Below are 25,878 nucleotides of genomic sequence, written 5' to 3' on the forward strand. Positions count from 1 at the left end.
AACCGCTAGCCGTCGACTTTCGATTGATTGCGTTCGGTTTTCCTGCGCCGGAGGAGGTGCACCGCGGTACCGGCCAGGATCGCCACGACGCCGATGCCGAGCGAGAGCGGCGCCATGACCAGCAGCGCCACCGCCGCCACCGCGAAGAGCACCCGTTCGGGCACCCCGGCGGGCCCCACGAGCCACGCGCCGGTGACGACGGCCAGCGCCGCCACGGCCGCGGCCGCCGCGAGCGCGGCGAGCAGGACGGTGCCGATCCCACCCTCGAACAGCAGGCCGACGCCCTGCGGCGAGAGCACCACGACGAACGGCACCAGGAACGCGGGCAGCGTGTACTTCCAGGTGAGCCACATCGTCCGCACCGGGCGCCCGCCCGTGATCGCAGAGGCGGCGAAGGGGGACAGCGCCGTGGGCGGTGAGACCTCGGAGAGCACCGCGTAGTAGAAGATGAACATCGCGGCCGCGAACGCCGGCACGCCCACGTCCTGCAGGGCGGGCCCGATGATCACCCACGAGATGATGAAGCTCGCCGTCACCGGCACCGCGAGCCCGAGCAGCACCACCGCCACGGCCGAGTAGATCGCCGTGAGCGCGAGGTTCCCGCCCGCGAGCGCCACGATGATCCCGGCGAGCTTGAGCCCGAGCCCGGTGAGCGTCATGACCCCGACGATGATCCCGGCCACCGCCATCACCGGGATCACCGAGAGCGCCCCGGTCGCGCCGCTCGCCAGCGCCTCGCCGATGCGCCGCGGGGTCATCCACGAGTCGCGTTCGAGGAAGCTCAGGAGGAACGCGAGCACGGTGGCGTAGACGACCGCGCGGAACGGCGTGAGGCCCAGCGCCATGAACACGACGATCGCGACCAGCGAGCTGAAGTGGTAGCCGAACCGCAGCAGCAGGGCACCCGCGGGGCGCACGTCCATGTCGATGGCGTGGGTGCGGTAGCGCCGGGCGTCCATCTCGACCGCGAGGATGATCCCCAGGTAGTACAGGAGGGTCGGGATCGTCGCCCAGATCAGCACCTGCAGGTAGGAGACGTTCAGCAGTTCGGCGATGATGAACGCCGCGGCGCCCAGCGTGGGCGGCGAAAGGATCGCGCCGATGCCCGCGGCCGCGAGCACCGCGCCGCCGTGCTCCTGCGGGTAGCCCGCCTTGCGCAGCAGCGGCCACGCCACGCCGCCGAGCGTCACGGTGGTGGCCACCCCGGAGCCGGACACGGTGCCGAGCAGGAACCCGGCGAGCGTCACGGTGCGGCCGGGCCCGGCGCCCGACTGCCCGAACGCGGCGAACGACAGGTCGATGAAGAACCTGGTGGCCCCCGACGCCGTGAGCACCGCGCCGTAGAGCGTGAACAGGATGATGTAGGTGGCCGCCACCTCCATCGGCACGCCGAACACGCCCTGCGTGCCCATCATGTTGTGGCCGACCAGCCGCTCCCAGCCGAACGACGACGTGGCGAACGGGCCGGGGAAGTACGGGCCGAGGTAGGCGTAGGCGAGGAACCCGATCACCACCAGCGGCACCACCAGGCCCACGGTGCGCCGCGCCGCCTCCAGCACCACCAGGATCGCGAGCGTGCCCATCACGACGTCCAGGTCGGTGGGCACCACCGCGCGGCGGAAGAACGAGTCCCAGTCGGCCACGATGTAGACGAACGGCACCACCGCCACCACCGCGAGCACCCAGTCCAGCAGGTGCGGGTTGTCGGTGGTGGCCTTCTCCGACCGCCCCCAGCCGCGGTAGACCAGGAACGTCATCGCCAGCCCGATCGCCAGGAACGACGGCAGGTACAGCTGCGCGGGCATCGGGTTGAACACCCAGTACAGGCCGTACAGCGTGAGGATCGCGCCGAGCACCTGCACCACCCGCAGCGGCAGGCCGGACAGCCTTCGCGCCGGCTTCTCCGCCTCGTACTCGGCGAGCAGCGCCTCCTCGTCGACGGCGGGAACCTCGTCGCCGTCCGGGCGTGCGGTCATCGGTGTCAACTCTCCTCGACGTCGAGAACGACGGTGACCCCGTCGGTGACCAGCGGTGGGAGCGGGACCGGCTCGTGCCCGGGCACGAGCAGCGTGCGCTCGCCGAGCGCGGTGGCCGCGATCGACAGCTCGCCGAACACCGGCCGGTCACGGGGCTCGGCCACCCAGCGTCGGCGGTCCCCGTCCGGTGCCGTGCGCACCGGACCGGGCACCGCGTAGTACTCCTCCAGCACCGCGAGCTGGTCGGCCGCCAGCTCGACCAGTCCGAACCGGCCGTCGACCGCCACCCGGTAGCGCTCCTCGGCCACCGTGCCGTAGACGGAGTTGCGGTAGCTCACCGCGAACTCCGGCGCGGGCAGCGGCACCTGCGCGAGCAGCGCGCCCTCGGCGTCGCGCACGGTGACGGCCGGACCGGGGCCCGCCACGGCGCACCCCGCCCCGAGCACACCCACGGCGAGGGCGACGGCGACCGCGCGCACCGCTCAGCCGGTGGCCTGGTCGAAGTAGGCCTTCGCGCCCGGGCACACGTCGACGAACCCGACGTCACCCGCGGTGGCCGGGTCGAGGTCGTTGGCCGCGGGGTGCACGGCCGCGAGCTGCGCCTTGTTCTCGAAGATCGTCCGCGTGATGTCCTGCTGGAGCTGCTCGGGCATGTCGGAGCGCACGATCAGCACGTTCGGCACGACGACCTGCGGGCTCGCCTCCGTCTGGCCCTCGTAGGTGCCCGCGGGGATCTCCGCGGTCTGGTAGTACGGCCCGAACCTCGCCGCCAGCGCCTCGGTGTACTCGCCGGTCGGGAGCAGCACCATCTGCCCGGTGGTCGCGAGGTCCACCAGCGCGCCCGTCGGCAGGCCCCCGGACCAGAACCCGGCGTCGATCGTGCCGTCGCGCAGGGCCTGCGCCGTCTCGCCGACGCCGAGCTGGCTGCGCTGGATGTCGGTGTCCGGGTTGATCCCGGCAGCCTCGAGGATCCGCAGCGCGATCACCTCGGTGCCCGAGCCCGGCGAGCCGACCGACACGCGCTTCCCGCGCAGGTCCGCGATGCTGCGGATGCCGGTGCCCGCCGTGGTGACGGTCTGGGTGAAGTTGTCGTAGAGCCTGCCCAGCGTGCAGACGGTGATCTCGCGGCCCTCGAACTGGGCGACACCCGCCTTCGCGTCGGCCACCGTGTCGCCGAGGGCGAACGCGATGTCCGCCCCGCCGTCCTGCACGAGCAGTACGTTGTCGACGGAGGCGTTGGTCTCCTGCGCGGTGGCGGTGATGCCCTCCAGCTTCTCGGAGAGCAGCGTGCCCATCGCCCCGCCGTACGGGTAGTAGACGCCGCCGGTGCCGCCGGTGGCGATGGACAGCGATCCGTCCGCACCGGGTGCTGCGGCCTCCCCACCCCCGCACGCGGCGAGGAGCAGCGCCCCTGCGGCGATGACGACGGCCGGCCCGCGACGGCGGTTCCGGCTACTGGTGGTGACAGCCATGGCACCTCCTGCTCGGGGAGCTGCGTTCGGCGTCGAACGCGATCACTCCTGGCGGTGATGCGCAACATCGCACACGGCGTGGGCGCTGTCCACGCGCCGAGAGCACCTTGGAGCCGTACTGTTGCCTTTCAGGCCGCCGTCATGACCAGGACCTCGCGGAGCGTGCCGCCCAGTACGCGCCCGGCTCCTCGGCCACCGCCGCGAGCCGCTCCAGCGCGTCGCCGGGCAGCGCCACGTCGGCCGCCGCCGCGTTGCTCGCCACCTGCGCGGGATCGACCGCGCCGGACAGCACGCGCCACGCCCCCGGCTGCGCGAGCGCCGCGGCGATGGCGAGCTGGTCGAGCGGGATGCCCAGCTCTGCGGCGATCTCCACCGCGAGCGGCGGGGCGTCGGGGGCACCCGGGGTGAGGCGGCCGTTGGCCACCGCCTCCTTGACGATCACCCGGGCGCCCGCGGCCGCCGCCTCGGCGAGCGCGGGGCCCACCGAGGGCTCGAGCACGTTCCACGTGGACTGGATCGACGTGAACAGCGGCGCCCCACCGACCTCGATCTCCAGCGCCCGGCGCACCGCGTCGGCCTGCGCCGGGCCCGAGGTGGACACGCCGACCCGCACCCCGCGGTCGCGCAGCCGCGCCAGCTCCCGGTGCAGGGCCGCGTCGTCCAGCGCGCCGGTGTCGAGCGTCGCCGAGTGCACGTGGTAGACGCCCAGTCGTGGTCCCAGCAGCGCCGCGGTCTCGGCGAGCTGCTCGGTGAAGGCGGCCACCGAGTGGTCCTTGACCTCGTGCACGGGCGCGTCCACCCGCCAGTCACCCACGTACCGGTAGCCCCACTTCGACCCGATCTCGACGTCGTCGACCTCCGGGTGGCGGGCCAGCCAGCCCGCGAGGAACTCCTCGGCCCGCCCGTAGGAGCGGGCCACGTCGATGTAGCGGATGCCGGCGGCGTACGCGGCGTCGAGCACGGCCTCGGTGCGGGCCCGCAGGTCCTCGACGCTGCGCCGCGCGCCGAGGTCGGCGGCGCGGCCCGAGGTGATGTAGGCGGGGCGGGCGACGGCGGCGAGGCCGATGCCCAGGCGCGTCGTCCCAGTGGTCACGCCGGCGGAGCTTACGTGCCCCGAATGCCAGCAAGGTGGCTTTGCTGGCCCATTACGCCAGTAAAGCCACCATGCTGGCATTACCCGGCGGCTGTCAGTGCCTCCACGCCCTTGGGGGTCAGCTCTACGCGGGCGCGCCCGCCCGTCCCGGCCGAGCGGATCATGCCGCCGCGCACGAGGGCGCGGGCGGCCATGTGGTCGCAGCAGGCGACGCCGTCGATGTAGAAGTCGGGCTCGACGCTGCCGGTGCACTCGACCCGGCCGTCGGCCACCGCCTGCAGGAGTCGCAGGTCGCGCCGGGTCAGAACGGTGGGGAGATCGTCGACCAGTGCCGCTCGCATCGTTCCTCCAGGTGTCCACCAGCGTGCGTACGGTCACACTACCGATCGTTCAACAATCCAGCAATACCCTGATTCTCTATCCCGGCCGCTTGTGGCGCGTGCCCGGCGGCGGTAGACCCCAGGCATGAAGGAACGAGCGCTCGTGGAGCGTGACCTGTGGCGTGCGATCGAGGCGGTGCACGCCGCCGTGTACTTCACGCCGGATGCGAAGTCGGCCTACCGGGAGATCGGCCTGCGCGGGTACTGGATGGGCTACTTCGCCTCCCGCTCCGCCGCGCTCGGTGCGCCCGGGCCCCGGGTGGTCACGGCGCTCTTCTACGGCTTCGCACCCCGCATGGTGGAGCGCGCCCTGCCCGACGCGTGGGGCTACGCCACCCCCGCACAGGTGCTCGACACCCGGCAGGACCTGGCGCGCTCGGCGCTCGCCGGGCACACGCAGGACGGCCTGGACGACGCGGCAGGCCTCCTGTCCTCCGTGCTCGCCGCGCTCGACGTCGCAGGCAGGCCGCTCGCGGCCGCTCACCTCGACGTCCCGGTGCCGGCCGACCCGGTCGGCCGGATCTGGCACGCCGCCACCGTGCTGCGGGAGTACCGCGGCGACGGGCACGTGGCCGAGCTGATGGCCGCCGGGATCGACGGGGTGGAGTGCCACCGCCTGCCCGGGGGTTCGCTCGTGCCGCAGCAGCGCGAGTTCCGGGGCTGGACCGAGCAGGAGTGGGCCGATGCGGGCGAGCGCCTGGCCGACCGCGGGCTGCTGGATCCCGACGGCGGGAGGACGCCGGAGGGTGACGAGCTGCGCGCGGAGATCGAACGCGGCACCGACCGGTCGGCTGCGGTGGCGCTGCGCGCGCTCGACGACGCCGATCTCGAGGTGCTCGGCGATGCCCTCCGGCCGGTGGCCCGGTCGCTGGCGGAGGCGGGCGCGGTGCCCTACCCGAACGCGATGGGCGTCGCCAGGGCCTGAGGGATCAGCCCTCGTCGACCAGGCCGGCGTCGTGCGCGAGCAGGGCGATCTGCACCCGGTTGTTGAGGTCGGGCTTCGTGAGGATGTTCGACACGTGGGTCTTCACCGCGGGGGCCTCGGTGCGGGCCCGGGTGACGAGCTGGCGCTGGTGGTGGATGACGAGCCCCCAGCCGTACGCGGCGCTCCGGAGCGCCACCCCGAGCATCAGGACCACGGCGGGCGGGATGTCCGGTTCGAGGCGCAGCACCGTGTAGAGCGCCGCGCTCGGGATGCTCAGCAGGAAGACGGCGAACGAGACGCGTCGCGGCCGGTGCACCGCCACCGCGAACAGGGAGGCGAGCATCGCGCCCGCCGCCGGCTCGGAGAACGTGGACACGGCCACCAGCGCCACGGCCAGCTGCACCGGCCGGCGCCTGCGCAGCCACAAGGCCGCGCACGCCAGCACGCCGACGAACTGGTCGAGCTCGAACAGCCACGGCGGCTGGACGGGCGCCGCGATCCGCTGGGACGCCGTGAACAGCCCGAACAGCACGGCCAGCACGAAGATCGCGATGTCCACGATCCAGTCGCGGGTGCTGCGCCTCGCGCCGGTGCTGTCGTTCATCGCGGTGGTGGGCCCACGGCCGGCCGCGCCCCGCAACGGCCGCTCGCGGCGAGTCCGATACCGATGGCTGACGGGCTCGCTACCTCGGTCGAACGGATGACCCGGATCCCATCCGGTCGACCGATCCGCGCGGGCGGGGTGGATCCCTAGCGTCATGAGCCATGCGCAGTGCCCTGCAGCTCATCGGGGTCGTCCTCCTCGCCGCGGGGGTCAGCGGGTCGATCGATCGCCTCCTCGGCCACCAGCCGATCTTCGGTTTCCTCAACGTCGTGAACCGGTTCGTGGTCCCGCGCGTCGACGGGCTGGCGGGCTACGAGCTGTACGCGAACCTGTCGGTGGCCGTGCTGGGCCTCGTCCTCCTCGCCTCGGCCGGCGTCGCCGCGCGATCCGGTCAGGAATCGAGAAGCCCGGGCCGGTGAGCCGCCATACCGTTTTCGCCATGGACATCACGTCGCGCGTGAGCGGGAATTCCGGAACGGGTACGAGCGGGTGGATCCGGTGGTTGCACCGCTGGTTCGCCGTGTTCTTCACGGTGTCGGTGCTGATCACCACGATCGCGTTGATGCAGGCCGAGCCGGTGCTGTGGGTGTCGTACGTCCCGCTGCTGCCGCTCGCGCTGCTCTTCCTCACGGGCGCCTACATGTTCGTGCTCCCGTACGCATCCCGGCGCCGGGCCCGTTCCTGACGCGATTCCCGCGACCATTCCGTGGCGAGCCGGGCGGCGAAGCCGGCGGGCACGAACGTCACGCGAGCAGCCAGCCCGGCTCGACCCGGGCCACCGAGACGTGCTTCTTGTGCCACGGGTTGCCGTCGATGGTGCCCCGGCCGTACGCGCACAGCAGGGTGCCGTCTGCCGCCTGGGCCAGGTCGGAGTAGCCCGCGATGCCCGGGTCGACGAGCCGGGCGACGGGCCAGGTGCGGCAGTCGTCGAAGGAGGCGCGCAACGTGAGGTGGTTGCGGTCGGCCGTCGGGGGCGTCAGGACCGGCTCGGGCGGGTCCGGGTGCAGGTACACGACTGCGGACCGGCCGTCGAGCTGCGCGCGCAGGATCGCGGCGCAACAGATGGGCTCGAACAGCGCCGGATCGAACCGCGGGCTGCTCCACCCGGTCGCCCCGTCCGGGCTCACGGACCAGGCACGGCGTCGCTCGGGTGACTCGTTGCGGATGCTGAACAGCACCCGCCCGTCACCGAGCTCCACCGGCTGGGTCTCGCTCGGGTTGCGCAGGGTCTGCGGCAGCAGCTCGCCACGCTCCCAGGTGCGGCCGGCGTCGTCGCTGTAGATCGAGGCCACGACCGAGGGTCGGTGGGGTCCCTGCGTCCCGAGTGCCATCCAGACGGGGACGACGATCCGGCCGGTGCTCAGGACGATGGCGTGCCCGATGCCGGTGGCGAAGGCCTTCCAGTTGTACTCGGACCGGAACTCCAGGGCGATGGACGTGATGTCGATCGGGTCGGTGAAGGTCGCACCGCCGTCGTCGGTGCGGGTGTAGTACAGGTGTTCGTAGTCGAGGCCGTACAGGAAGTGGACGGCGCCCGTGGCCGGATCGTGCACCGGGGTCGGGTTGTGCGCTGCGCCGTGCGGGTTGGTCGCGAGCACCTGGGTGGGGCCCCAACTCACCCCGCCGTCCGTGCTGCGGCGCAGCACGAGGGATGCCGGGGCGTAGTCGCCGTGCACCCCGGGTGCCGGGACCTGCCGGGCCTCGCAGAACAGCAGCACCGCACCGGAGCCGGTCGCCGCGAGTGCGGGATTGCGATAGATCCAGACACCATCCTCGCCCGACGTGAAGACGTCCGTGCGGTCGATCATGCTCACCCCGTGGTAGATGTAGGACGCCCAACATCCCACAACCGAGCCGGGCCTGCTACCGCCGGCCGTTCCGGCCGATCGCACGACCGGAAGGATGTGCATCGTGGAGAAGCGCAGCGCTCGCCTGGCCGCCGCCCGGACGTCGCGGGTCGTCCGGGACGAACTCATGGCGTTGATCCTCGAACGTGGCCTCGCGCCAGGTGAGCTGCTGCCCACGGAGTTCGAGCTGGTCGAGGACCTCGGGGTGAGCCGCAATTCGGTCCGTGAGGCGCTGAAGGCGTTGCAGGCCCTCGACATCGTCGAGATCCGGCACGGCCACGGCACCTACGTCGGCCGGCTGTCGCTCAACCCGCTCGCCGACGGGTTGGCCTTCCGGACACTGCAACGGATCGGGCGCGACGCCCGGGCGGTCAGCGAGCTCCTCGAGACCCGCGAGGCGTTGGAGGACGGGCTGATCCGCCGGGTGGCGGCGTCGATCCCGGACGTCGACCTCGAGGCGCTCGAGACGGTGACCGCCGCGATGGAGGCCAAGGCCGGCAGCGGTGAGGACTTCGCCGAGGAGGACCGGCAGTTCCACGAGCTGCTCTACCGGTCGCTCGACAACCAGATCGTCGTGCAGCTGCTGCGGGCCTTCTGGGACGTCTTCCACCGGGTGAACGACCGGCTCGGCGGTGAGGACCCGGACCTGCCGGAGACCGCGCGGCGGCACCGGGCGATCCTCGCGGCGTTGCGTGCCCGCGACGTCGACGGCGCCCAGCGTGCGATGACCGAGCACTTCCGCAACATCGACGCCCGTGTCGCGCTCCTGGAGGCCAGGGGTCTCGGCCCGGCGCCCGCGTAGCACGCGACCTTGACGATCTCGTGAGCTGCGCCATACGGTGTCGCGGACGTCGGACATCCCACGTCCTTCACCTCCCGCGCAGGTCTCCGACGAAGGAGCTCTCATGACGGAATCCCGGCGCTCCGGCGGCGCGACCCGGCGGGACTTCCTCCGCCTCTCCGGGGCCTTCGTGGCGGTGTCCGCCGGCGCCGGGTGCGGCTTCTTCTCGACCGAGCCGGCCGCGCCGCAGGGTGCCGCGGGGGCCGCCAAGGGCCTCGAGGCGCCCGCGCTCGCTGCCCGGGTGCAGGCCGGAGAGCTGCCGCCGGTGGCCGAGCGCCTGCCGAAGACGCCCATGGTCGTGACCCCGGCGTCCACGATGGGCGTTTACGGGGGCACCTGGCGCACCGCGCTCACCGGCCCGGGTGACGGGTTCTGGCTGCTCAAGACCGTCGGGTACGAGCCGCTTCTGCGGTGGGACCCGGTCGGGAACACCGTCGTGCCCAACGTCGCCGAGTCCTTCGAGGTGTCGGCGGACGGCCGGACGGTGACGCTGCGGCTGCGGTCGGGGATGCGGTGGTCGGACGGCGAGCCGTTCACGGCGGACGACCTCGCCTTCTCCTACGACGATGTGCTGCAGGACCCCGAGCTCGGTGGCGGCGCGCCCGCCTGGCTGCGCGCGGGAGGCAAGTCCGACGGCGAGCCCGCACGGCTCGACGTCGTCGACCCGCACACCGTGCGGCTGGTGTTCGCCGAGCCGAGCGGACAGGTGCTGCTCTACCTCGCCAACACCGAGGAGACCTACGACCTGATGCGCCCCGCGCACTACCTGCGGCAGTTCCACCACCGTCTCGGTGGTGACCTGACCGCTCTGGTGGCGCAGGCGCAGGCGAGCGACCCCGTCGACCTGTTCTACCGCAAGGCGTCGTCGGGCATCGGGGACGTCGTGCACTGGCAGAACACCGACCTGCCCCGGCTGACGGCCTGGATGCCGAGCGCCCCGTTCGGGCAGGGCAACGAGTTCGTCGTCGAGCGCAACCCCTACTACTGGAAGACCGACCCGGAGGGCAGCCAGCTCCCGTACCTCGACGCCATCCGGTACGCGGTCGTGCAGGACAACCAGGCCGTGCTGCAGATGGCGCTCAACGGCGAGCTCGACCTGCACCAGCGGCACATCAACGACGCCACCAACAAGCCGGTCGTGGTGGACAACGAGGCGCGTGGGGGGTACCGCGTCTACTCGACCGTCGACACGATCTGCAACAGCGCGACGCTCTTCTTCAACCAGGGGCACACCGACCCCACGCTGCGCAGCGTGTTCCGCAGCAAGGACTTCCGCGTCGGCCTGTCGCTCGCGATGGACCGCGCCGAGATCAGCAAGGTGGTCTACGCAGGCCAGGCCGACCCGTGGCAGGCCGCCCCGCTGCGCGACTCGGGCTACTACCACGAACGCCTCGCCACGCAGTTCACCGAGTTCGACCTCGCGCAGGCCGAGGCCCACCTCGACCGGGCCGGGCTGGCCGGCCGGGACGCGCAGGGACGGCGGCTGGGGCCGGACGGGCAGCCGGTCACGTTCGTGCTGTCCTACCCCCTCGGCATCCAGGACGCGTTCGCCGCCATCGCCGAGCTCGTGCGCGGCCAGTGGGCGAACGTCGGCATCACAGTGGAGGTCAAAGGGCTGGAGCGGTCGTTCTTCAACAGCCAGGTCGGGGCCAAGGGGCACGACGCCTACATCTTCGTCGGGCAGGGCGGCGGCCCGGAGGCGATCGTCAACCCGATCTCCTACGTGCCCTTCGCCCCACCGCCGTCCAGCAGCGCCGGGTACGCCCCGACCTGGGCGGAGTGGTACGCGTCCGGCGGCGCCGAGGGGGAGGAACCACCCGAGCCCACCAAGAGGCAGTTCGCGCTGCTCGACGAGATCCGGGGCACGGTCGACGCGGGTCGGCAGAAGGAGCTCATGACGCAGCTGCTGGACATCGCGGCCGACGAGTTCTACGTCATCGGCACCGTCCTCGTCCGGCCCGGCGCGTTCTGGGGCGTGGTGAGCGAGAAGATGCACAACCTGCGCGACGCCGAGCAGACCGTGCTGGCCTCCAGCTTCTTCCCGAGCCCGGGGATCACCTGCCCCGAGCAGCTCTACCTGACGACCTGACCCGATGGGCCGCTACGTCCTGCGCAGGCTGCTCTACCTCATCCCGACGATCTTCCTGATCTCCGCCGTATCGTTCCTGATCATCCAGCTCCCGCCCGGCAGCTACCTCGACACCGTCATCGCCGAGATGGCCGCGGAGGGTCGAGTCGACGAGACCCGGATCGCGGTGCTGGAGCAGCGCTACGGGCTCGACGAGCCCCTGCACGTGCAGTACCTGACGTGGATCGGGGGCATGCTCCACGGCGACTTCGGCGAGTCGTTCCTGTGGAACGCGCCGGTGTCGGAGCTCATCGGTTCACGGCTGCTGCTGAGCGTCGCCATCTCGTTGTGCGCCCTGCTGGTGACGTGGATGCTGGCGTTCCCGATCGGGATCTACTCGGCGGTGCGCCGCTACTCGTTCGGCGACTACGCCTTCACCATGGTGGGTTTCGTCGGGCTCGCGGTCCCGGAGTTCCTGCTCGGGCTGGGGTTGGCCTACGTCGCGTTCACCTGGTTCGGACAGGACGTCGGTGGCCTGTTCTCCCCCGAGTTCCAGGACTCGGCGTGGAACCTCGGCAAGGTGCTCGACCTGCTGAGCAACGTGTGGATGCCCATCGTCGTGGTCGGGGCGGCCGGGACCGCGGCGCTGATCCGGACCTTGCGCTCCACCCTGCTCGACGAGCTGGCCAAACCCTACGTCGACACGGCACGGGCGAAGGGACTCACCGAGCGGAGGCTGCTGCTGAAGTACCCGGTGCGGATGGCGCTCGGGCCGTTCCTGTCGACGGTCGGGTGGGTGCTGCCCGCCCTGGTGTCCGGCGAGGTGGTCGTGAGCATCGTGTTCAACCTTCCCACCACCGGGCCGCTGCTGCTGCAGGCGCTCAAGGCGCAGGACATGTACCTCGCCGGCTCGTTCATCATGATCTTGAGCTTGCTGACCGTGCTCGGCACGCTCCTGTCCGACCTGCTGCTGGCCTGGTCGGACCCGCGCATCCGGTATGGCAACCGATGAGGAAGGCAGACCGCGTGGCGACGATGACACCGCCCGTCCCGTCGGCCTCCGCCGGCCCACCGGGCGACGGGCAGGCCTCGCAGCGCCGGCTGATCTGGCGCCGCTTCCGCCGCCATCGGGTCGCGATGGTCAGCCTGTGCGTGCTCGCGGTGGCCTACCTCGTCGCGATCCTCTCGCCGTTCGTGGCGCCGTCGTCGGCGGGCGCGTACGACGCCGACTACGCCTACGCCCCACCCCAGCGGGTGCACGTGCTCGACGACGGAAGGCTGGGCCTGTACGTGTACGGCTACCGGTCGGACACCGACCCGGTGAGCCTCGCGCGCACGTTCACGGTCGACGAGAGCCGGAAGATCCCGCTGGGCTTCTTCGTCCGCGGCGAGCCCTATTCGTTGTTCGGGTTCGAGTCCGACGTGCACCTGTTCGGCCCGCAGCGCGTGGGCGACCCCTTCTACCTGACGGGCGCCAACAGCCAGGGCCAGGACGTGTTCTCCCGGACGTTGCACGCCGCGCGCATCTCGATGTCGGTCGGCCTCGTCGGGGTGTTCCTCAGCTTCGTGCTCGGGGTGCTGATCGGCGGCGTGTCCGGCTTCTTCGCCGGGCGGGTCGACACGGTGATCCAGCGGCTGATCGAGTTCATCATCGCGGTGCCGGCCATCCCGCTGTGGATGGGCCTGTCGGCGGCCCTGCCACCGGGTTGGTCGACGTTGCAGATCTACTTCGGCATCACCATCATCCTGTCGCTCATCGGCTGGACGGGGCTCGCCCGCGTGGTGCGCGGGCAGTTCCTGTCGCTGCGCGAGGAGGAGTTCACCGTGGCCGCCCGGCTGGACGGGGTCGGCCGGTTGCGGATCATCGTGCGCCACCTGCTGCCCTCGTGCGCCGGGTACATCATCGCGGCGCTCACGCTCGCCATCCCCGGGATGATCCTCGGCGAGACCACGCTGTCGTTCCTCGGGCTGGGGATGCAGCCGCCCGCGGTGAGCTGGGGGGTGCTGCTGCAGGAGGGGCAGAACCTCCGCGCTCTGTCCAGCGCGCCGTGGCTGCTCTTCCCCGGGCTGGCCGTGGTGCTGGTGGTGCTCGCGTTCAACTTCCTCGGCGACGGGCTGCGCGATGCGGCGGACCCCTATGAACGGTGAGTGGACCCCCGGCGAGGCCGACGTGAAGGAGCCGGTGCTTCGGATCCGTGACCTGCGCACCCACATCGGGGTCGACGGCGGGGTCGTCCGTGCAGTCGACGGGGTCGACCTCGCCGTGGGTCGTGGCGAGACGCTGTGCCTGGTCGGCGAGAGCGGCAGCGGCAAGAGCGTCGCCGCGCGGTCTGTGATGCGACTGCTGGTCCCGTCGGCTCGCATCGTCACCGGGGAGATCCTCTTCTCCCGCGAGCCCGAGGACGACCCGGTCGACCTCGCGCGGCTCGATCCGCGCGGACCCGCCATGCGGGCTGTGCGCGGCGCCGGGATCGGGATGGTCTTCCAGGAGCCGATGTCGTCGCTCAGCCCGGTGCACACCGTGGGTGATCAGGTCGCGGAGATGGCGTTGACGCACTCGGCCATCTCGAAGCGCGAAGCCCGCGAGCAGGCCGCGCAGATGCTCGACCACGTCGGCATCACGCAGCCGCGCAAGCGCCTGGACGACTACCCGTTCCAGCTCTCGGGCGGCATGCGCCAACGTGTGATGATCGCGATGGCGCTCATGTGCAACCCCGCGCTGCTCATCGCGGACGAGCCGACCACCGCCCTGGACGTGACCACCCAGGCGCAGATCCTCGACCTGCTGCGCCGCATCCAGGACGAGCACGGCATGGCGATCCTGTTCATCACCCACGACATGGGCGTGGTCGCGGAGATGGCGGAGCGGGTGGCGGTGATGTACCTCGGGCGGGTGGTGGAGACCGGCGGGGTCACGGAGATCTTCGACGCGCCGCGCCACCCGTACACCCGGGCGATGCTGGCGTCGATCCCGTCGATCGGTGGCGCGCGGGGCGGAGAGCTTCCGGCGATCACGGGCAGCGTGCCTCCGCCGCTCCACCGGCCGCGCGGGTGCTCGTTCCACCCGCGCTGCGCGGTGGCGGTCGCGGGGCGCTGCGACGAGCACGCGCCACCTCGGATCGATCTCGGGGACGGCCACTGGATGGAGTGCGTGCACGGGGAGGAGAGCCGGTGACCGCGATGGCGTCGGGTGTGCTGCTGCGCGTCGAGGACCTGCAGATGCACTTCCCCGGCAGGCGCGGTTCGGGCGGTCCGGTCCGTGCGGTCGACGGGGTCGGCCTCGACGTCCACCACGGCGAGACGCTCGGGCTGGTGGGGGAGAGCGGCTGCGGGAAGAGCACCCTGGGCAGGGCGATCGCACGGGCGTATCGGCCGACGTCCGGGCGGTTGCGCTACCGGCGCACCGACGGCGGCGAGGTCGACCTCGCCGCGCTGGGGGAGCGGGCGCTGCGCCCGTACCGGCAGGAGATCCGGATGATCTTCCAGGACCCGTTCTCCTCGCTCAACCCGCGGATGACGCTGCGCGACATCGTCGGCGAGCCGCTGAAGGTGAACCGGGTGGCCCGCGGGCGGGCCCTGCAGGAACGCGTGGCGCAGCTGCTGACCATGGTGGGGCTGCGTCCGGAACACATGAGCCGCTACCCGCACGCGTTCTCCGGCGGGCAACGCCAGCGCGTCGCGATCGCGAGGGCGCTCGCCCTGCGCCCGCGGTTGGTGATCGCCGACGAGGCGGTGAGCGCGTTGGACGTGTCGGTGCAGGCGCAGATCCTCAACCTGCTTGCCCGGCTGCGGGCCGAGCTGGACCTGACCACGCTGTTCATCTCCCACGACCTGTCGGTGGTACGCCAGCTGTGCGATCGGGTGGCGGTGATGTACCTGGGGCGGGTCGTGGAGGTCGCGCCGACGGACGAGCTGTTCGCGCGTCCCCGCCACCCCTACACGGAGGCGCTGCTCTCGGCCGTGCCCGCGGACCACCCGTCGCGCCGCGGCGGGCGGGACCGGATCGTGCTGGAAGGTGATCTGCCCGACCCGTCGGACCCACCGCCGGGTTGCCCCTTCCACACCCGCTGCCCGTACGCCGCGTCCCGCTGTGCGACCGAGCCACCGCCCGCGGTCGAGGTGGAGCCCGGCCGGACGGTGGCCTGCCACCTCGCCGACGAGCTGGACCTGCGCGGCGCCGGGCAGGCGGCGTGACGCGCCCACCGAACATCGTGGTGGTGCTGTCGGACGAGCACGCCGCGGCGGCCACCGGCGCGTACGGGCACCGAGATGTCCGGACGCCGCACCTGGACCGGCTCGCCGGGCAGGGGTGGCTGTTCGAGAACGCCTACTGCACCAGCCCCATGTGCGTGCCGTCGCGGCTGTCGCTGCTGTCCGGGCGCTACGTCCACGAGATCGGGGCCTGGGACAACGGGATCGTGCCCGGGGAGTCCTTCCGCAGCTGGGGCCACCACCTGCGTGCCGCAGGGTACGAAAGCGTCCTCGCCGGCCGCACGCACTTCAACGGCCCGAACCGGCTGCTGGGTTTCGACCGGCGCCTGTCCGACGACCTGGATTTCTGGGTCGACCACGACGGGCGACCTCCGTCGCGGACGCCCGGCTGGCGGCGGGGCAGCAACTCCCACGTCACCGAGGCCGGGACGGGCGAGCACGTGCACACCCGCCACGACGTCGCGACCACGGACCGCGCCCTCGACTACCTGCGGGAGCGGGCGGCCGGCCCCGACGACGCACCGTTTCTGCTCTACGTCGGGTACATGCACCCGCACTTCCCGCTGGTGGCCCCGCCCGAGTTCGCCGCGTGGTACGACCCTGCGCGTGTTGCGCTCCCACCCACGTGGCGGGACCCGCCGCAGCAGCAGCACCCCGTCATCGCCCGCCTCCGGTACGGCTTCCACAACGACGAGCCGCTGCCGGAGGAGCAGGCGCGCCTGGCCACCGCGTGCTACTGGGCGCTGGTGAGCCACCTGGACTTCCAGGTGGGCAGGCTGCTGGCCGCCGTCGACGGCTCGAGCCTGAGGGAGAACACGGTCGTCGTCTACACGAGCGACCACGGGGAGATGGCAGGCCACCACGGCATCTGGCAGAAGCAGTGCTTCTACGAGCCCGCGGTCCGCGTGCCGCTACTGCTGCGCCTGCCCGAGCACCAGGACGGGCGCCGTAGGCCGGCGCGCGTACGGGGCGACGTGAGCCTGGTCGACCTGCTCCCCACCCTGCGTGAGGTCGCCGGTCTCCCGGTCGACCCCGAGCTGCCCGGCCGCAGCCTGTGCGGCGGCCCCGACCTGACGCCGCGACCCGCGTTCGCCGAGTACCACGCCCAAGGCATGGTCGACGGCGGGTTCATGCTCAAGCGGGGGCGGTACAAGTACTGCGCCTACGCCGGCCACCGACCGCAGCTGTTCGACCTGATGATCGACCCGTGGGAGCGCGCCGACCTGGCAGGCGATCCCGTACACACCGGTCTGCTCGCGGAGCTCTCCGAGCAGCTGGAGCGGATCGTGTCCCCCGAAGACGCGGACCAGAGGGCGAAGGCCGATCAACAGCGCCGTCGCGCGGGCTGAAAAGGCTCCGGCTTCTCCTGCGCCTCCCTCATCCGCTCCGCGAACAGTGTCACGCCGTTACCCCCTCGTTACGGAAACGTCTTACCGAAGTCTTGACAGCTCACCGGCCATGGTGGAAATTTTCACCCACTTCGCCCGGGCTTGAAAGGTTTGCCGATGGCTGTGACGGCAGGATCCGACCCGCCCCTCGAGGCAGGCACGGGCCAGCTGCTCGCCCATCTGCGCAGCGTGCTGCCCGGCCTCGCCGGCGCTCTGCGCCAGGTCGGGAACGTGATCCTCGAGGACCCGGCGTGGGCGTCGCGGGCCACGATCGTGGAGCTCGGCGAGCGCAGCGGCACCTCGCCCGCCACCGTCACCCGCTTCTGCCGCAGCCTCGGCCTCAGCGGCTACACCGAGCTGCGCGTGGGGATCGCCACCGACATCGGCCGGGCCGACCAGGCCGGCTGGGAGGTCGGCATCGGCGCCGACGTGCTGCCCACAGACCCGCTCGACCGCGTGCTGCGCACGCTGCTCGCCGTCGACCTGCAGGCGATGCACGAGACCGCGGCGGGGCTGGACCTGCGCGTGGTCGAGACCGTGATCGGCGCCCTGGTGGCCGCCCGCCGCATCGACCTCTACGGCGTGGGCCACAGCGCCACCGTGCTCGAGGACATGCAGATGCGGCTGCACCGCATCGGGATCGCCTCGTGGACGTGGTCGGACGTGCACGCCGGGCTCATGAGCGCCGCCCAGCTCGGGCCGGGCGACGTCGCGATCGCGCTCTCGCACAGCGGGCGCTCCACCGAGACCGTCGACATGCTCGCGCAGGCCAAGGCGAGCGGCGCCACCACGGTGGCGATCACGAACTTCTCGACGTCCCCGATCGCCGAGATCGCCGAGCACCTGCTGTGCACCTCGGTGCGCGAGACCTCGTACCGCTCCGCGGAGATGTCGGCGCGGCACTCCCAGTTCCTCGTGCTCGACCTGCTCTACCTCGCCGTCGCCCAGCGCACCCACGAGCGCGCCACGGAGCCCTGGACGCGTGCGGCCGAGGCCGTCGCCCCGCACCGCGCGCCGTACGAGACCCGCGCCCGCCGGGACGCCGAGACGCCCGAGACGACCCGCGGAGGAGCTCGATGACGATCGGCCCCGGCCTGCGCGAGCAGGTGTCGGCCGCCCGGTTCGCCGAGGTGGCCGAGGAGGCGGTGCGCCGGGTGGCGCGCGAGCAGGCGGCCGGGGTGTCGGCCGCAGCGGACCTGGTGGTCGGGGGCCTGCGCGCCGGCGGGGTCGTGCAGGCCTTCGGCACCGGGCACTCCCAGGCCCTCGCGATGGAGATCAGCGGCCGGGCGGGCGGGCTCGTGCCCACGAACATGATCGCGCTGCGCGACCTCGTGCTGCTGGGCGGCGAACCGCCCGAGCTGCTGTTCACCGAGTTCCTCGAGCGCGACCCCGGGCTCGGCCGCAGGCTTTACGCCCTGGCCGGGGTGTCGCCGCCGGACGTGTTCGTGATGGCCTCGAACTCCGGCGGCAACGGCTCGGTGGTCGAGTTCGCGCACGTCGTCAAGGCGCACGGGCACCCGCTCGTCGTCATCACGTCGATGGACCACACGAGCCGGGTGACCTCGCGCCACCCGTCGGGGCGGCGGCTGCACGAGTTGGCGGACGTGGTGCTCGACAACGGCGCGCCCTACGGCGACGCCGTGCTCACCACCGGCGGCATCGCGGTCTGCGCCGTCTCGTCGATCACGGCGGCGCTGCTCGCGCAGATGATCGTCGCCGAGGTGGTGGGCACGATGCTCGCCGCCGGTGAGGACCCGCCCGTCTACCTGTCGTCCAACGTGCCCGAGGGCGACGCCCACAACACCGCGCTCGAAGCGCGCTACGCGGGGCGCATCCGCCGCCCCGCATGAGCACTCAGCACTGAGCACTGAGCAGTCCGGCCGTCGCGGCCGTCGTAGCACCGAATCGAAGAGGAGGCAGTCAATGAACAGGCCCCGTCCTGGACTCGACCGCAGGCAGTTCCTCCAGCGACTGGCCGCCGCCGGCCTGCTCACCGTGCCCGGCGCGGGCCTGCTGTCGGCGTGCGCCACGGGCGGGGGCGGCACCACCACCTCGGCCCAGGGCGAGGTCAGCGCCCAGAACCCGCTCGGGGTGGCGGCCGACGCCCCGCTCGACGTCGTGATCTTCAACGGCGGCTACGGCGACGAGTACGCGCGGTTCCACCAGGAGCTGTACAAGGGCCGCTACTCGAACGCGAACGTCAAGCACTCGGCCACCGTCGACATCGCCCCGGAGATGCAGCCGCGCTTCGTCTCGGGCAACCCGCCGGACGTCCTCGACGACTCGGGCGCCCAGAAGATCGAGTACGCCACGCTCGTGTCGGAGAACCAGCTCGCCGACCTCGGCCCGCTCCTCGACGCGCCGTCGTGGGACGACCCGAACGTCCCGGTGCGCGACACGCTGCTGCCCGGGGTGATCGAGCAGGGCACGTTCGGCGACAAGTTCCTCATCCTCAACTACGTCTACGAGACATACGCCATCTGGTACTCCAAGCCGTTGTTCGACCAGCGCGGCTGGCAGGTCCCCACCACGTGGGACGAGCTGATGGCGCTCTGCGCGCAGATCAAGGCGGCCGGGATCGCGCCGTTCGCCTACGGCGGCACCAACGCCGCCGACTACGTGCTCGACCTGAACCTCGGCGCGGCGATCAAGCAGGGCGGCCTGGACGTCGTGCGCCGCATCGACAACCTCGAGCCCGGGGCCTGGACGCAGGACACGGTGCTGGCGGCCACCCAGGGCGTCGAGAAGATGGTGCGCGACGGCTACTTCATGCCGGGTTCGGAAGGGCTGAAGCACACCGAGGCGCAGGCGCAGTGGATGGAGGGCCAGGCCGCCTTCTACGTGTCCGGCTCGTGGCTGGAGAACGAGATGAAGTCGTTCACGAAGCCCGGCCAGGACTTCGGGATGGCGATGGCGCCGGTGCCGGTGCTGGACAGCAGCGCGGCGATGCCGGTCGAGGCCCTGCGCACGCAGCCCGCGGAGGCGTTCATGGTGCCCGCCCGCGCCGCGAACGTGAACGGCGGCATGGAGTACCTGCGGATCATGCTGTCGAAGGAGGGCGCGGGCCGCTTCGCCGAGCTCACCGCGTCGGTGCCCGGCGTCAAGGGGGCCACCGACGGCATCGAGAAGACCCCCGCGCTCGATTCGCTGTCGGCAGGGCTGGACGCCGCGGGCTCGAACGTCTTCAACTGGCAGTTCCGCACCTGGTACTCGCCCTACAGCCAGCTGCTGAAGACCGAGCTGGGCAACCTGCTCGCCGGCCGCAGCGACGCGGCGGGCTTCCTGGCAGCCATGCAGGCCGAGACCGACCGCCTCGCGGCCGACGCGAACGTCACCAAGTACTCGCGCTGAGGTCGTCGTGCGCTACGGGAAATACCGGTTCATCGCGAGCTTCCTCGCGGTCCCGCTCCTGCTCTACATCGTCTTCGTGGTGTCGCCCTACGTGCAGGCGGTCTACATCTCGATGACCGACTGGCGGGGGTTCTCCGCCGAGCGGAACTTCATCGGGCTGGCCAACTACGCGGAGCTGGCGGGCGACACGCGGTTCTGGTCCGCGATGTGGCACAACGCCCTGCTGCTCATCGTGGTGCCGGTCGTGACGCTCGCGATCGCGCTGTTCCTCGCCACGATGACCACGCTCGCGGGGCGCCGCGGCTCGGTGGGCCGCGGGGGCGTGGCCGGGTCGCGGTTCTACCAGATCGTGTTCGTCTTCCCGTACGTCGTGCCGCTGGTGATCGCGGGTGTGCTCTACCAGTTCTTCTACAACCCGCAGGCCGGGCTGCTGAACGGGCTGCTGCGGCTGGTCGGCTTCGAGTGGCTGGCCCGCCCGTGGCTCGGCGACACGACGTTCGCGCTGCCCGCCGTGATGGCCGTGCTGATCTGGGCGTTCGTGGGCTTCTACTTCGTGGTGTTCAGCTCGGCCATGAAGTCGTTGCCCAGTGACGTGTTCGAGGCGGCCGTGCTCGACGGCGCGGGGCGCGTGCGGACGTTCCGGCACATCACGCTGCCGATGCTCAGGGACAGCGTGCAGACCTCGTACATCTACCTCGGGATCATGATGCTCGACTGCTTCACGCTGTTGCAGGTCATGCTGCCCGACGGTGGCCCGGACCGGTCCACCGAGGTGGTGGCGCAATACCTGTACCGCATGGCGTTCACCGAGGGCCGGTTCGGCTACGCGTCGGCGATCGGCGTCGCGCTCTGCCTGCTCACGCTGGTGCTCGCGGTGGTGGTCCTGCGGATGGACCGCCGCGCCCGGGTCGAGTTCTGAGGAGGCCCTCGATGTCGATCGACACGCGTACCCCGGTCGCGGAGGCGCCCCGCCAGGCCGGCAAGCCGGGGGCGGGGAGGCCCACCGGCCCGGGTGGGCTCCACACCGCCGGGCAGGGCCTGCTCGTCGTCTGGGCGCTGCTGTGCGTGGTGCCGCTGCTGTGGGCGGTGCTCACGTCGTTCAAGTCCGACCGCGAGATCTTCCTGAACCCGTGGGGGCTGCCCTCGGAGTGGCACTTCGAGAACTTCGTGCGCGCGTGGACCTCGGCGAACATCGGGCGCTACTTCATCAACAGCGCCATCGTCGTCTGCTCCGCCGTGGTGCTGGTGATGCTGCTCGGCGCGATGGTGTCCTACGTGCTCGCCCGCTACGAGTTCCGCGGGCGCAACCTCATCTACTACACCCTCATCGCCGGGATGACGTTCCCGCTGTTCCTGGCGCTGGTGCCGCTGTTCTTCGTGGTGCAGAACCTGGGCCTGCTCGACACCTACCACGGGCTCGTCCTCGTCTACACCGCGTACGCGCTGCCGTTCACGGTCTTCTTCCTCACCAGCTTCTTCCGCACCCTGCCGGGGGAGCTCGTCGAGGCGGCCATGCTCGACGGCTGCTCGCACGCAGGCGCGTTCTTCCGGATCATGCTGCCGCTCGCCCGGCCGGGGATCATCAGCGTCGGGATCCTCAACTTCTTCGGCCTGTGGAACCAGTTCCTGCTGCCCCTGGTGCTCATGCGCGACCAGGAGCGGTACGTGCTGTCGCAGGGGCTGGCCGTGCTCACGGCCAACCAGGGCTACCGCTCGGACTGGAGCGCCCTGTTCGCAGGCCTCGTGATCGCCGTGCTGCCGGTGCTCGCCGTCTACGTCACGTTCCAGCGCCGGATCCAGGAGGGGCTGGGGACCGGCGCCCTCAAGTAGCGGGCCGAGCCCGGACCCGCGGCGTACCGTGGGTATGTGATCGGTCAGAAGCTGCGCGTGCAGGTGCTGCGGTGGGTGTTCCGCGTCCTGTTCGGGTTGCCGAGACCGGTCAAACGCCTCCTCGCCGGGCCCGCGATCCGGGTGGACGACCAGGAGCTCGACCTCGACCTGCACCTGCTCGGGCGGGTCGACCGGCTGCTCTCCAGCAACAACGACGGTGGCACGGTCGACCGCGCCACGCTCGCCGAGCAGCGGCGCCAGGCCGACCTCGCCGCCGAGCTCGTGGTCGACAACCGCCTCGCCCACGTCGACACGCGCGACCTGCACGTCCCGGGCGGCGACGGGCCGCTGCGCGCGCGGCTCTACGCTCCGCCCGCGGTGCCCGACACCCGCTCGCTCGTCGTCTACTTCCACGGCGGCGGGTTCGTGCTGGGCAGCGTGGCCTCCACCGACCCGCTGTGCCGGCTCCTCGCGGCGCAGTCCGGGGTGCGTGTGCTGTCGGTGGAGTACCGGCTCGCGCCGGAGCACCCCTACCCGGCGGCGCTGGAGGACGCCCTCGCGGCGTTCCGGGCGGTGCAGGCCGACGCGGCGGAGTTCGGTGCGCAGCCGGACCTGGTGGCCGTCGGCGGCGACAGCGCGGGCGCCAACCTCGCGCTCGTGGTGGCCCACCAGCAGGCGCGTCTGCGCGGGCCGGTGCCCGCGTTCGTGCTCGCGCTCTACCCCGTCACCGACGCCGAGCGCACCGGCGGCTCGCGGGAGCTGTTCGGCAACGGGTTCGGGCTCACCGCCGACCTCCTGCGCGAGCTCGAACGCATGTACCTGCCCGACGGCGTGCCCGACCACGACACCCGCGGGGCGATCCTGCGGGCCCGCGACTTCTCCGGCATGCCGCCGGTCTACCTCGCGACGGCCGGCTTCGACCCGCTGCGCGACGAGGGTGAGCAGCTCGCGGCCCGGATGCGGGAGGCGGGCGTGCCCGTCGTCGCGCGCCGCTTCCCCGGGCTCGTGCACGGCTACGCCAGCTTCACCGCCCTGTCGGCCGCCGCCCGCGACGCCACGCTCGACGCGGCGAGCGCCCTGCGCGCCGGTCTCGGCCTGGTGGCGGGCCGCAGGCCGGCCCGGCGGTGGCTGCGCGTCCCCGAGTTGACCCGGGCCGCGCGGCCCGACCCGCTCGCCGGCGGGTAGCCGCCTACGATCCGGGGGCCGCCGCCCGGACGAAGGGGGATCACGTGGACCGTCGGGACACATCGGTGACGCTGCCGTGGATGGGAGCGGGCACCGAACTGCTCACCCGCGCGGTCGACGCGCTGCCCGACGACGCGCTGCGGGCCCCGAGCGCGCTGCCCGGGTGGAGCCGCGCCCACGTGGTGGCGCACGTCGCCCGCAACGCCGAGGCGCTCATGCGCCTGGCCTCGTGGGCACGCACCGGCGTCGAGACCCCGATGTACCGGTCGCGCGAGCACCGGGCCGCCGAGATCGAGTCGTCGGCGCAGGCGCCCGTCGCCGTCCTGCGCGCCGAGCTCGCGAGCACCGCCGCCGAGCTCGACAACGCCCTCGCGTCGCTCGACGACACCACCTGGTGGTCGGAGGTCCGCAGCGCGCTCGGCAGGCCGATCCCGGCCGCCGAGATCCCGTGGATGCGGGTCCGCGAGGTGTGGTTGCACGCGGTGGACCTCGACGCGGGCATCAGCGTGGCCGAGATCGCCCCCGACGTGGTCGACAGCCTGCTCGACGACTCCACCGGCACGCTCTCCGCGGCCGAGGGGTGCCCGGCGGCGGTGCTGACCCCCACCGACCGGGAGCGCACCTGGGCGCTCGGGCCGGAGTCCGACCGCCCCGTGCAGGTGCGCGGCGCGGCGGCGCAGGTCCTCGGCTGGCTCGTGGGCCGCACCGGCGGCGAGGGCGTCGACGCGGTCACGGCCGACGGCGACCCGGTCCCCGTGCCCGCGCCGCCGCGCTGGCTCTGAGCCCGCGTCGTCACCGCCCAGGCCAGAAGTACTCCTCGGCCGGGTCCGCGTCCGGGAACAGCGGCCCGTAGTACGCCGGGTCCTTGCGCACCAGCGCCGCGCGGTGGCTGCGGTGCAGTCGCTCGTCACCCAGCCACGCCGGCAGCTCCCCGCGCTCGGCGAGCTCGGCCTGGGTGCGCGGCGGCGGGCGCCCGGCCACGGCGAGGTCGGTGCCGATGGTCGCGGCGCAGGTGTCGGCCCGGCCCCGCTGCGTCCACTCCGCGCACACGGCGAGCCCGTAGGCGGCCACGCCGTCCGGGAAGCCCTTCCACATCCGCACGGCCGGGTGGTGCTTCCAGCCGTAGGTCGCGCGCGTGAGCGCGCGGAGCACCTGCATGGCCTCCACGCGCTGTTTGCCCAGCCTGCGGTCGTCCAGCACGGCGGCGCTGGCGGCGAAGTCGGGGTAGGGGAGGAAGGTCTGCACGTCACCGGCTCCGGCGGAGGTGGTCGATCAGGTCATCGGACTACCCGCGGGGGCCTGCGTGCATCCGGCCCGGGTGGCACAGTCGCGGAGGTGGAGATCACCTTCGTCGGCAGCGGCGACGCGTTCGGCAGCGGAGGCCGCTTCCAGACGTGCATCCGGGTTCGGGCGGAGGGCGCCACGGCGCTCGTCGACTGCGGGGCCACGAGCCTCACCGCGATGCGCGCGCAGGGCGTCGACCCGGGTGAGGTCGAGGCCGTGGTGGTCACCCACCTGCACGGCGACCACTTCGGCGGGCTGCCGTTCCTCGTGCTCGACGGCCAGTTCACGCGGCGGACGGCGCCGCTCACCGTGTTCGGCCCGGTGGGCACCCGCGACCGGTTGCACGCCGCGATGGAGGCGCTCTACCCCGGCTCCACCGGCGTCCGGCGGCGGTTCGAGGTGGAGGTGGTGGAGCTGGACGGTGCGGGTGGCGCCCACCGGCTCGGGTCGCTCACCGTGCGCAGCTGGGAGGTCGACCACGCCAGCGGGGCGCCCGCGCTGGCGGTGCGGGTCGACGCGGGCGGGCACGCGTTCGCCTACTCGGGCGACACCGCCTGGACGCCGGCCCTGATCGCGGCGGCGGACGGCGCGGACGTCTTCGCCTGCGAGGCCTACACCTGGGACGAGCAGGTGCGCTACCACCTCGACTACCGCACGCTGCGCGAGCATGCTGGCGAGATGGCGGCGGGCCGGCTGATCCTCACGCACATGGGGCCGAAGATGCTGGCCCGGTTGCGCGAGGCCGAGCACGCCGCCGCCGTCGACGGGCTCGTGCTCGACGCCGGGATGGTGTAGTCCGCCGCTGACGAAAGGACGATCCGATGCCGCAGCCGCAGGGAGCAGAGCTCGAGGCGATCCGCGCCCGCCGGGCGGAGCTGAGGGAGCGCTACCTCGTCGAGCCCGCGAAGCGCCCGGCGTCCACCGTGCGGGGCGTGCACCACCTCGCGCTGATCTGCCGCGACGTCGAGGAGACGATCCGGTTCTACCAGGAGCTGCTCGGGTTCCCGCTGGTGGAGCTCGTGGAGAACCGCGACTACGCCGGCTCCAGCCACTTCTTCTTCGACATCGGCAACAACAACCTGCTGGGCTTCTTCGACTTCCCCGGGCACGACCACCCCGACTTCACCGAGACGATCGGTGCCGTCCAGCACCTGGCGCTCTCGACGTCCCCGGAGGAGTTCGCCGCCGCCCGCCAGCGCCTGGACGCGGCGGGCATCAGCTACCTCGGGCCGGACCGCGGGGTGGACAACAGCCTCTACTTCCGCGACCCGAACGGCGTCGGCCTCGAGTTCTACTGCGAGAAGCTCGGCTACTTCGAGGGGGAGCCGCTGCTCTCGTCGTGACACCCGCCGGGCGCGCGGATGGAACCCCACCGCCCACTCGTGCGTCCCTCTCTATGCACGACGTGTACACCGATCACGA

General features: G+C 72.2%; 27 protein-coding genes. 19 read left to right on the top strand and 8 right to left on the bottom strand.

Translation table 11 applies throughout. The features are described 5' to 3' along the window. Positions 1 to 5: 5 nt before the first annotated feature. From ACFPL3_RS08585 to ACFPL3_RS08605, 5 genes are all read right to left on the bottom strand, one after another. Complete coding sequence (locus ACFPL3_RS08585; RefSeq protein ID WP_343943193.1) at positions 6 to 1,976, bottom strand: TRAP transporter permease; 1,971 nt, start codon at positions 1,974 to 1,976, stop codon at positions 6 to 8. Between the two features lie 5 nt (positions 1,977 to 1,981). After that, on the bottom strand, positions 1,982 to 2,455 hold the full coding sequence (locus ACFPL3_RS08590) for a hypothetical protein (protein WP_343943192.1): 474 nt from the start codon (positions 2,453 to 2,455) through the stop codon (positions 1,982 to 1,984). Positions 2,456 to 2,458: 3 nt separating this feature from the next. Continuing rightward, complete coding sequence (locus ACFPL3_RS08595; RefSeq protein ID WP_343943191.1) at positions 2,459 to 3,448, bottom strand: TAXI family TRAP transporter solute-binding subunit; 990 nt, start codon at positions 3,446 to 3,448, stop codon at positions 2,459 to 2,461. Positions 3,449 to 3,587: 139 nt separating this feature from the next. Beyond that, the gene (locus ACFPL3_RS08600; RefSeq protein ID WP_343943190.1) at positions 3,588 to 4,541 is read right to left on the bottom strand and encodes an aldo/keto reductase; all 954 of its coding nucleotides are present in this window, start codon (positions 4,539 to 4,541) and stop codon (positions 3,588 to 3,590) included. An 80-nt stretch (positions 4,542 to 4,621) separates the two neighbouring features. Continuing rightward, positions 4,622 to 4,882 (bottom strand): hypothetical protein, encoded by a 261-nt coding sequence (locus ACFPL3_RS08605; protein ID WP_343943189.1) that lies wholly within the window; start codon positions 4,880 to 4,882, stop codon positions 4,622 to 4,624. 124 nt (positions 4,883 to 5,006) lie between these two features. Between ACFPL3_RS08605 and ACFPL3_RS08610 the strand changes: the two genes are divergently transcribed. After that, positions 5,007 to 5,846 (top strand): SCO6745 family protein, encoded by an 840-nt coding sequence (locus ACFPL3_RS08610; protein WP_343943188.1) that lies wholly within the window; start codon positions 5,007 to 5,009, stop codon positions 5,844 to 5,846. A gap of 4 nt (positions 5,847 to 5,850) precedes the next feature. Here ACFPL3_RS08610 and ACFPL3_RS08615 read toward each other — a convergent pair whose 3' ends face one another. Beyond that, complete coding sequence (locus tag ACFPL3_RS08615) at positions 5,851 to 6,450, bottom strand: DUF7134 domain-containing protein (protein ID WP_343943187.1); 600 nt, start codon at positions 6,448 to 6,450, stop codon at positions 5,851 to 5,853. Between the two features lie 161 nt (positions 6,451 to 6,611). On the opposite strand from ACFPL3_RS08615, the gene ACFPL3_RS08620 reads away from it, so the two are divergent. Then, complete coding sequence (locus ACFPL3_RS08620) at positions 6,612 to 6,869, top strand: hypothetical protein (RefSeq protein ID WP_343943186.1); 258 nt, start codon at positions 6,612 to 6,614, stop codon at positions 6,867 to 6,869. A 20-nt stretch (positions 6,870 to 6,889) separates the two neighbouring features. Beyond that, the gene (locus tag ACFPL3_RS08625) at positions 6,890 to 7,135 is read left to right on the top strand and encodes a hypothetical protein (protein WP_343943185.1); all 246 of its coding nucleotides are present in this window, start codon (positions 6,890 to 6,892) and stop codon (positions 7,133 to 7,135) included. A gap of 58 nt (positions 7,136 to 7,193) precedes the next feature. Here the strand turns inward: ACFPL3_RS08625 and ACFPL3_RS08630 are convergent, their stop codons facing one another. Next, positions 7,194 to 8,258, bottom strand: a complete 1,065-nt coding sequence (locus tag ACFPL3_RS08630) for a sialidase family protein (protein WP_343943184.1) — start codon at positions 8,256 to 8,258, stop codon at positions 7,194 to 7,196. A gap of 94 nt (positions 8,259 to 8,352) precedes the next feature. On the opposite strand from ACFPL3_RS08630, the gene ACFPL3_RS08635 reads away from it, so the two are divergent. From ACFPL3_RS08635 to ACFPL3_RS08700, 14 genes are all read left to right on the top strand, one after another. Then, positions 8,353 to 9,099, top strand: coding sequence for a FadR/GntR family transcriptional regulator (locus ACFPL3_RS08635; RefSeq protein WP_379588679.1), 747 nt, complete (start codon positions 8,353 to 8,355; stop codon positions 9,097 to 9,099). Between the two features lie 103 nt (positions 9,100 to 9,202). Further along, complete coding sequence (locus tag ACFPL3_RS08640) at positions 9,203 to 11,227, top strand: ABC transporter substrate-binding protein (RefSeq protein WP_343943182.1); 2,025 nt, start codon at positions 9,203 to 9,205, stop codon at positions 11,225 to 11,227. A 4-nt stretch (positions 11,228 to 11,231) separates the two neighbouring features. Then, positions 11,232 to 12,218, top strand: coding sequence for an ABC transporter permease (locus ACFPL3_RS08645; protein WP_343943181.1), 987 nt, complete (start codon positions 11,232 to 11,234; stop codon positions 12,216 to 12,218). Between the two features lie 23 nt (positions 12,219 to 12,241). Beyond that, the gene (locus tag ACFPL3_RS08650; protein WP_379588780.1) at positions 12,242 to 13,354 is read left to right on the top strand and encodes an ABC transporter permease; all 1,113 of its coding nucleotides are present in this window, start codon (positions 12,242 to 12,244) and stop codon (positions 13,352 to 13,354) included. A 34-nt stretch (positions 13,355 to 13,388) separates the two neighbouring features. Further along, entirely contained in the window at positions 13,389 to 14,381 is a 993-nt protein-coding gene (locus ACFPL3_RS08655) for an ABC transporter ATP-binding protein (RefSeq protein WP_343943179.1), read from the top strand. Positions 14,382 to 14,386: 5 nt separating this feature from the next. Next, on the top strand, positions 14,387 to 15,400 hold the full coding sequence (locus ACFPL3_RS08660) for an ABC transporter ATP-binding protein (protein ID WP_343943313.1): 1,014 nt from the start codon (positions 14,387 to 14,389) through the stop codon (positions 15,398 to 15,400). Next, on the top strand, positions 15,397 to 16,767 hold the full coding sequence (locus ACFPL3_RS08665; protein ID WP_343943178.1) for a sulfatase family protein: 1,371 nt from the start codon (positions 15,397 to 15,399) through the stop codon (positions 16,765 to 16,767). Before ACFPL3_RS08660 ends, ACFPL3_RS08665 begins: the two co-directional genes overlap by 4 nt. Before the next feature lie 156 nt (positions 16,768 to 16,923). Beyond that, positions 16,924 to 17,886, top strand: a complete 963-nt coding sequence (locus tag ACFPL3_RS08670; RefSeq protein ID WP_343943177.1) for a MurR/RpiR family transcriptional regulator — start codon at positions 16,924 to 16,926, stop codon at positions 17,884 to 17,886. Beyond that, entirely contained in the window at positions 17,883 to 18,656 is a 774-nt protein-coding gene (locus ACFPL3_RS08675) for an SIS domain-containing protein (protein ID WP_343943176.1), read from the top strand. The genes ACFPL3_RS08670 and ACFPL3_RS08675 overlap by 4 nt, the downstream gene beginning before the upstream one ends. Positions 18,657 to 18,729: 73 nt before the next feature. Next, entirely contained in the window at positions 18,730 to 20,157 is a 1,428-nt protein-coding gene (gene ngcE / locus ACFPL3_RS08680; RefSeq protein ID WP_343943175.1) for an N-acetylglucosamine/diacetylchitobiose ABC transporter substrate-binding protein, read from the top strand. A 7-nt stretch (positions 20,158 to 20,164) separates the two neighbouring features. Then, positions 20,165 to 21,076: a carbohydrate ABC transporter permease gene (locus tag ACFPL3_RS08685; protein WP_343943174.1), complete on the top strand. Its 912-nt coding sequence runs from the start codon at positions 20,165 to 20,167 to the stop codon at positions 21,074 to 21,076. Positions 21,077 to 21,087: 11 nt separating this feature from the next. Further along, positions 21,088 to 21,987 (top strand): carbohydrate ABC transporter permease, encoded by a 900-nt coding sequence (locus ACFPL3_RS08690; RefSeq protein WP_343943173.1) that lies wholly within the window; start codon positions 21,088 to 21,090, stop codon positions 21,985 to 21,987. A gap of 36 nt (positions 21,988 to 22,023) precedes the next feature. Then, positions 22,024 to 23,172, top strand: a complete 1,149-nt coding sequence (locus ACFPL3_RS08695) for an alpha/beta hydrolase (RefSeq protein WP_343943172.1) — start codon at positions 22,024 to 22,026, stop codon at positions 23,170 to 23,172. 44 nt (positions 23,173 to 23,216) lie between these two features. Then, positions 23,217 to 23,954 carry a maleylpyruvate isomerase family mycothiol-dependent enzyme gene (locus ACFPL3_RS08700; protein ID WP_343943171.1) on the top strand — a complete coding sequence of 246 codons (738 nt, stop codon included), beginning with the start codon at positions 23,217 to 23,219 and terminating at the stop codon, positions 23,952 to 23,954. Positions 23,955 to 23,964: 10 nt separating this feature from the next. Here the strand turns inward: ACFPL3_RS08700 and ACFPL3_RS08705 are convergent, their stop codons facing one another. Continuing rightward, positions 23,965 to 24,417, bottom strand: coding sequence for an MSMEG_6728 family protein (locus ACFPL3_RS08705; RefSeq protein WP_343943170.1), 453 nt, complete (start codon positions 24,415 to 24,417; stop codon positions 23,965 to 23,967). 90 nt (positions 24,418 to 24,507) lie between these two features. Between ACFPL3_RS08705 and ACFPL3_RS08710 the strand changes: the two genes are divergently transcribed. Beyond that, positions 24,508 to 25,251 carry an MBL fold metallo-hydrolase gene (locus tag ACFPL3_RS08710; RefSeq protein ID WP_343943169.1) on the top strand — a complete coding sequence of 248 codons (744 nt, stop codon included), beginning with the start codon at positions 24,508 to 24,510 and terminating at the stop codon, positions 25,249 to 25,251. Positions 25,252 to 25,277: 26 nt separating this feature from the next. After that, the gene (locus tag ACFPL3_RS08715; protein ID WP_343943168.1) at positions 25,278 to 25,799 is read left to right on the top strand and encodes a VOC family protein; all 522 of its coding nucleotides are present in this window, start codon (positions 25,278 to 25,280) and stop codon (positions 25,797 to 25,799) included. Positions 25,800 to 25,878 lie beyond the last annotated feature (79 nt).

This window comes from Pseudonocardia zijingensis, assembly GCF_042657305.1.
GTDB lineage: Bacteria > Actinomycetota > Actinomycetes > Mycobacteriales > Pseudonocardiaceae > Pseudonocardia > Pseudonocardia zijingensis.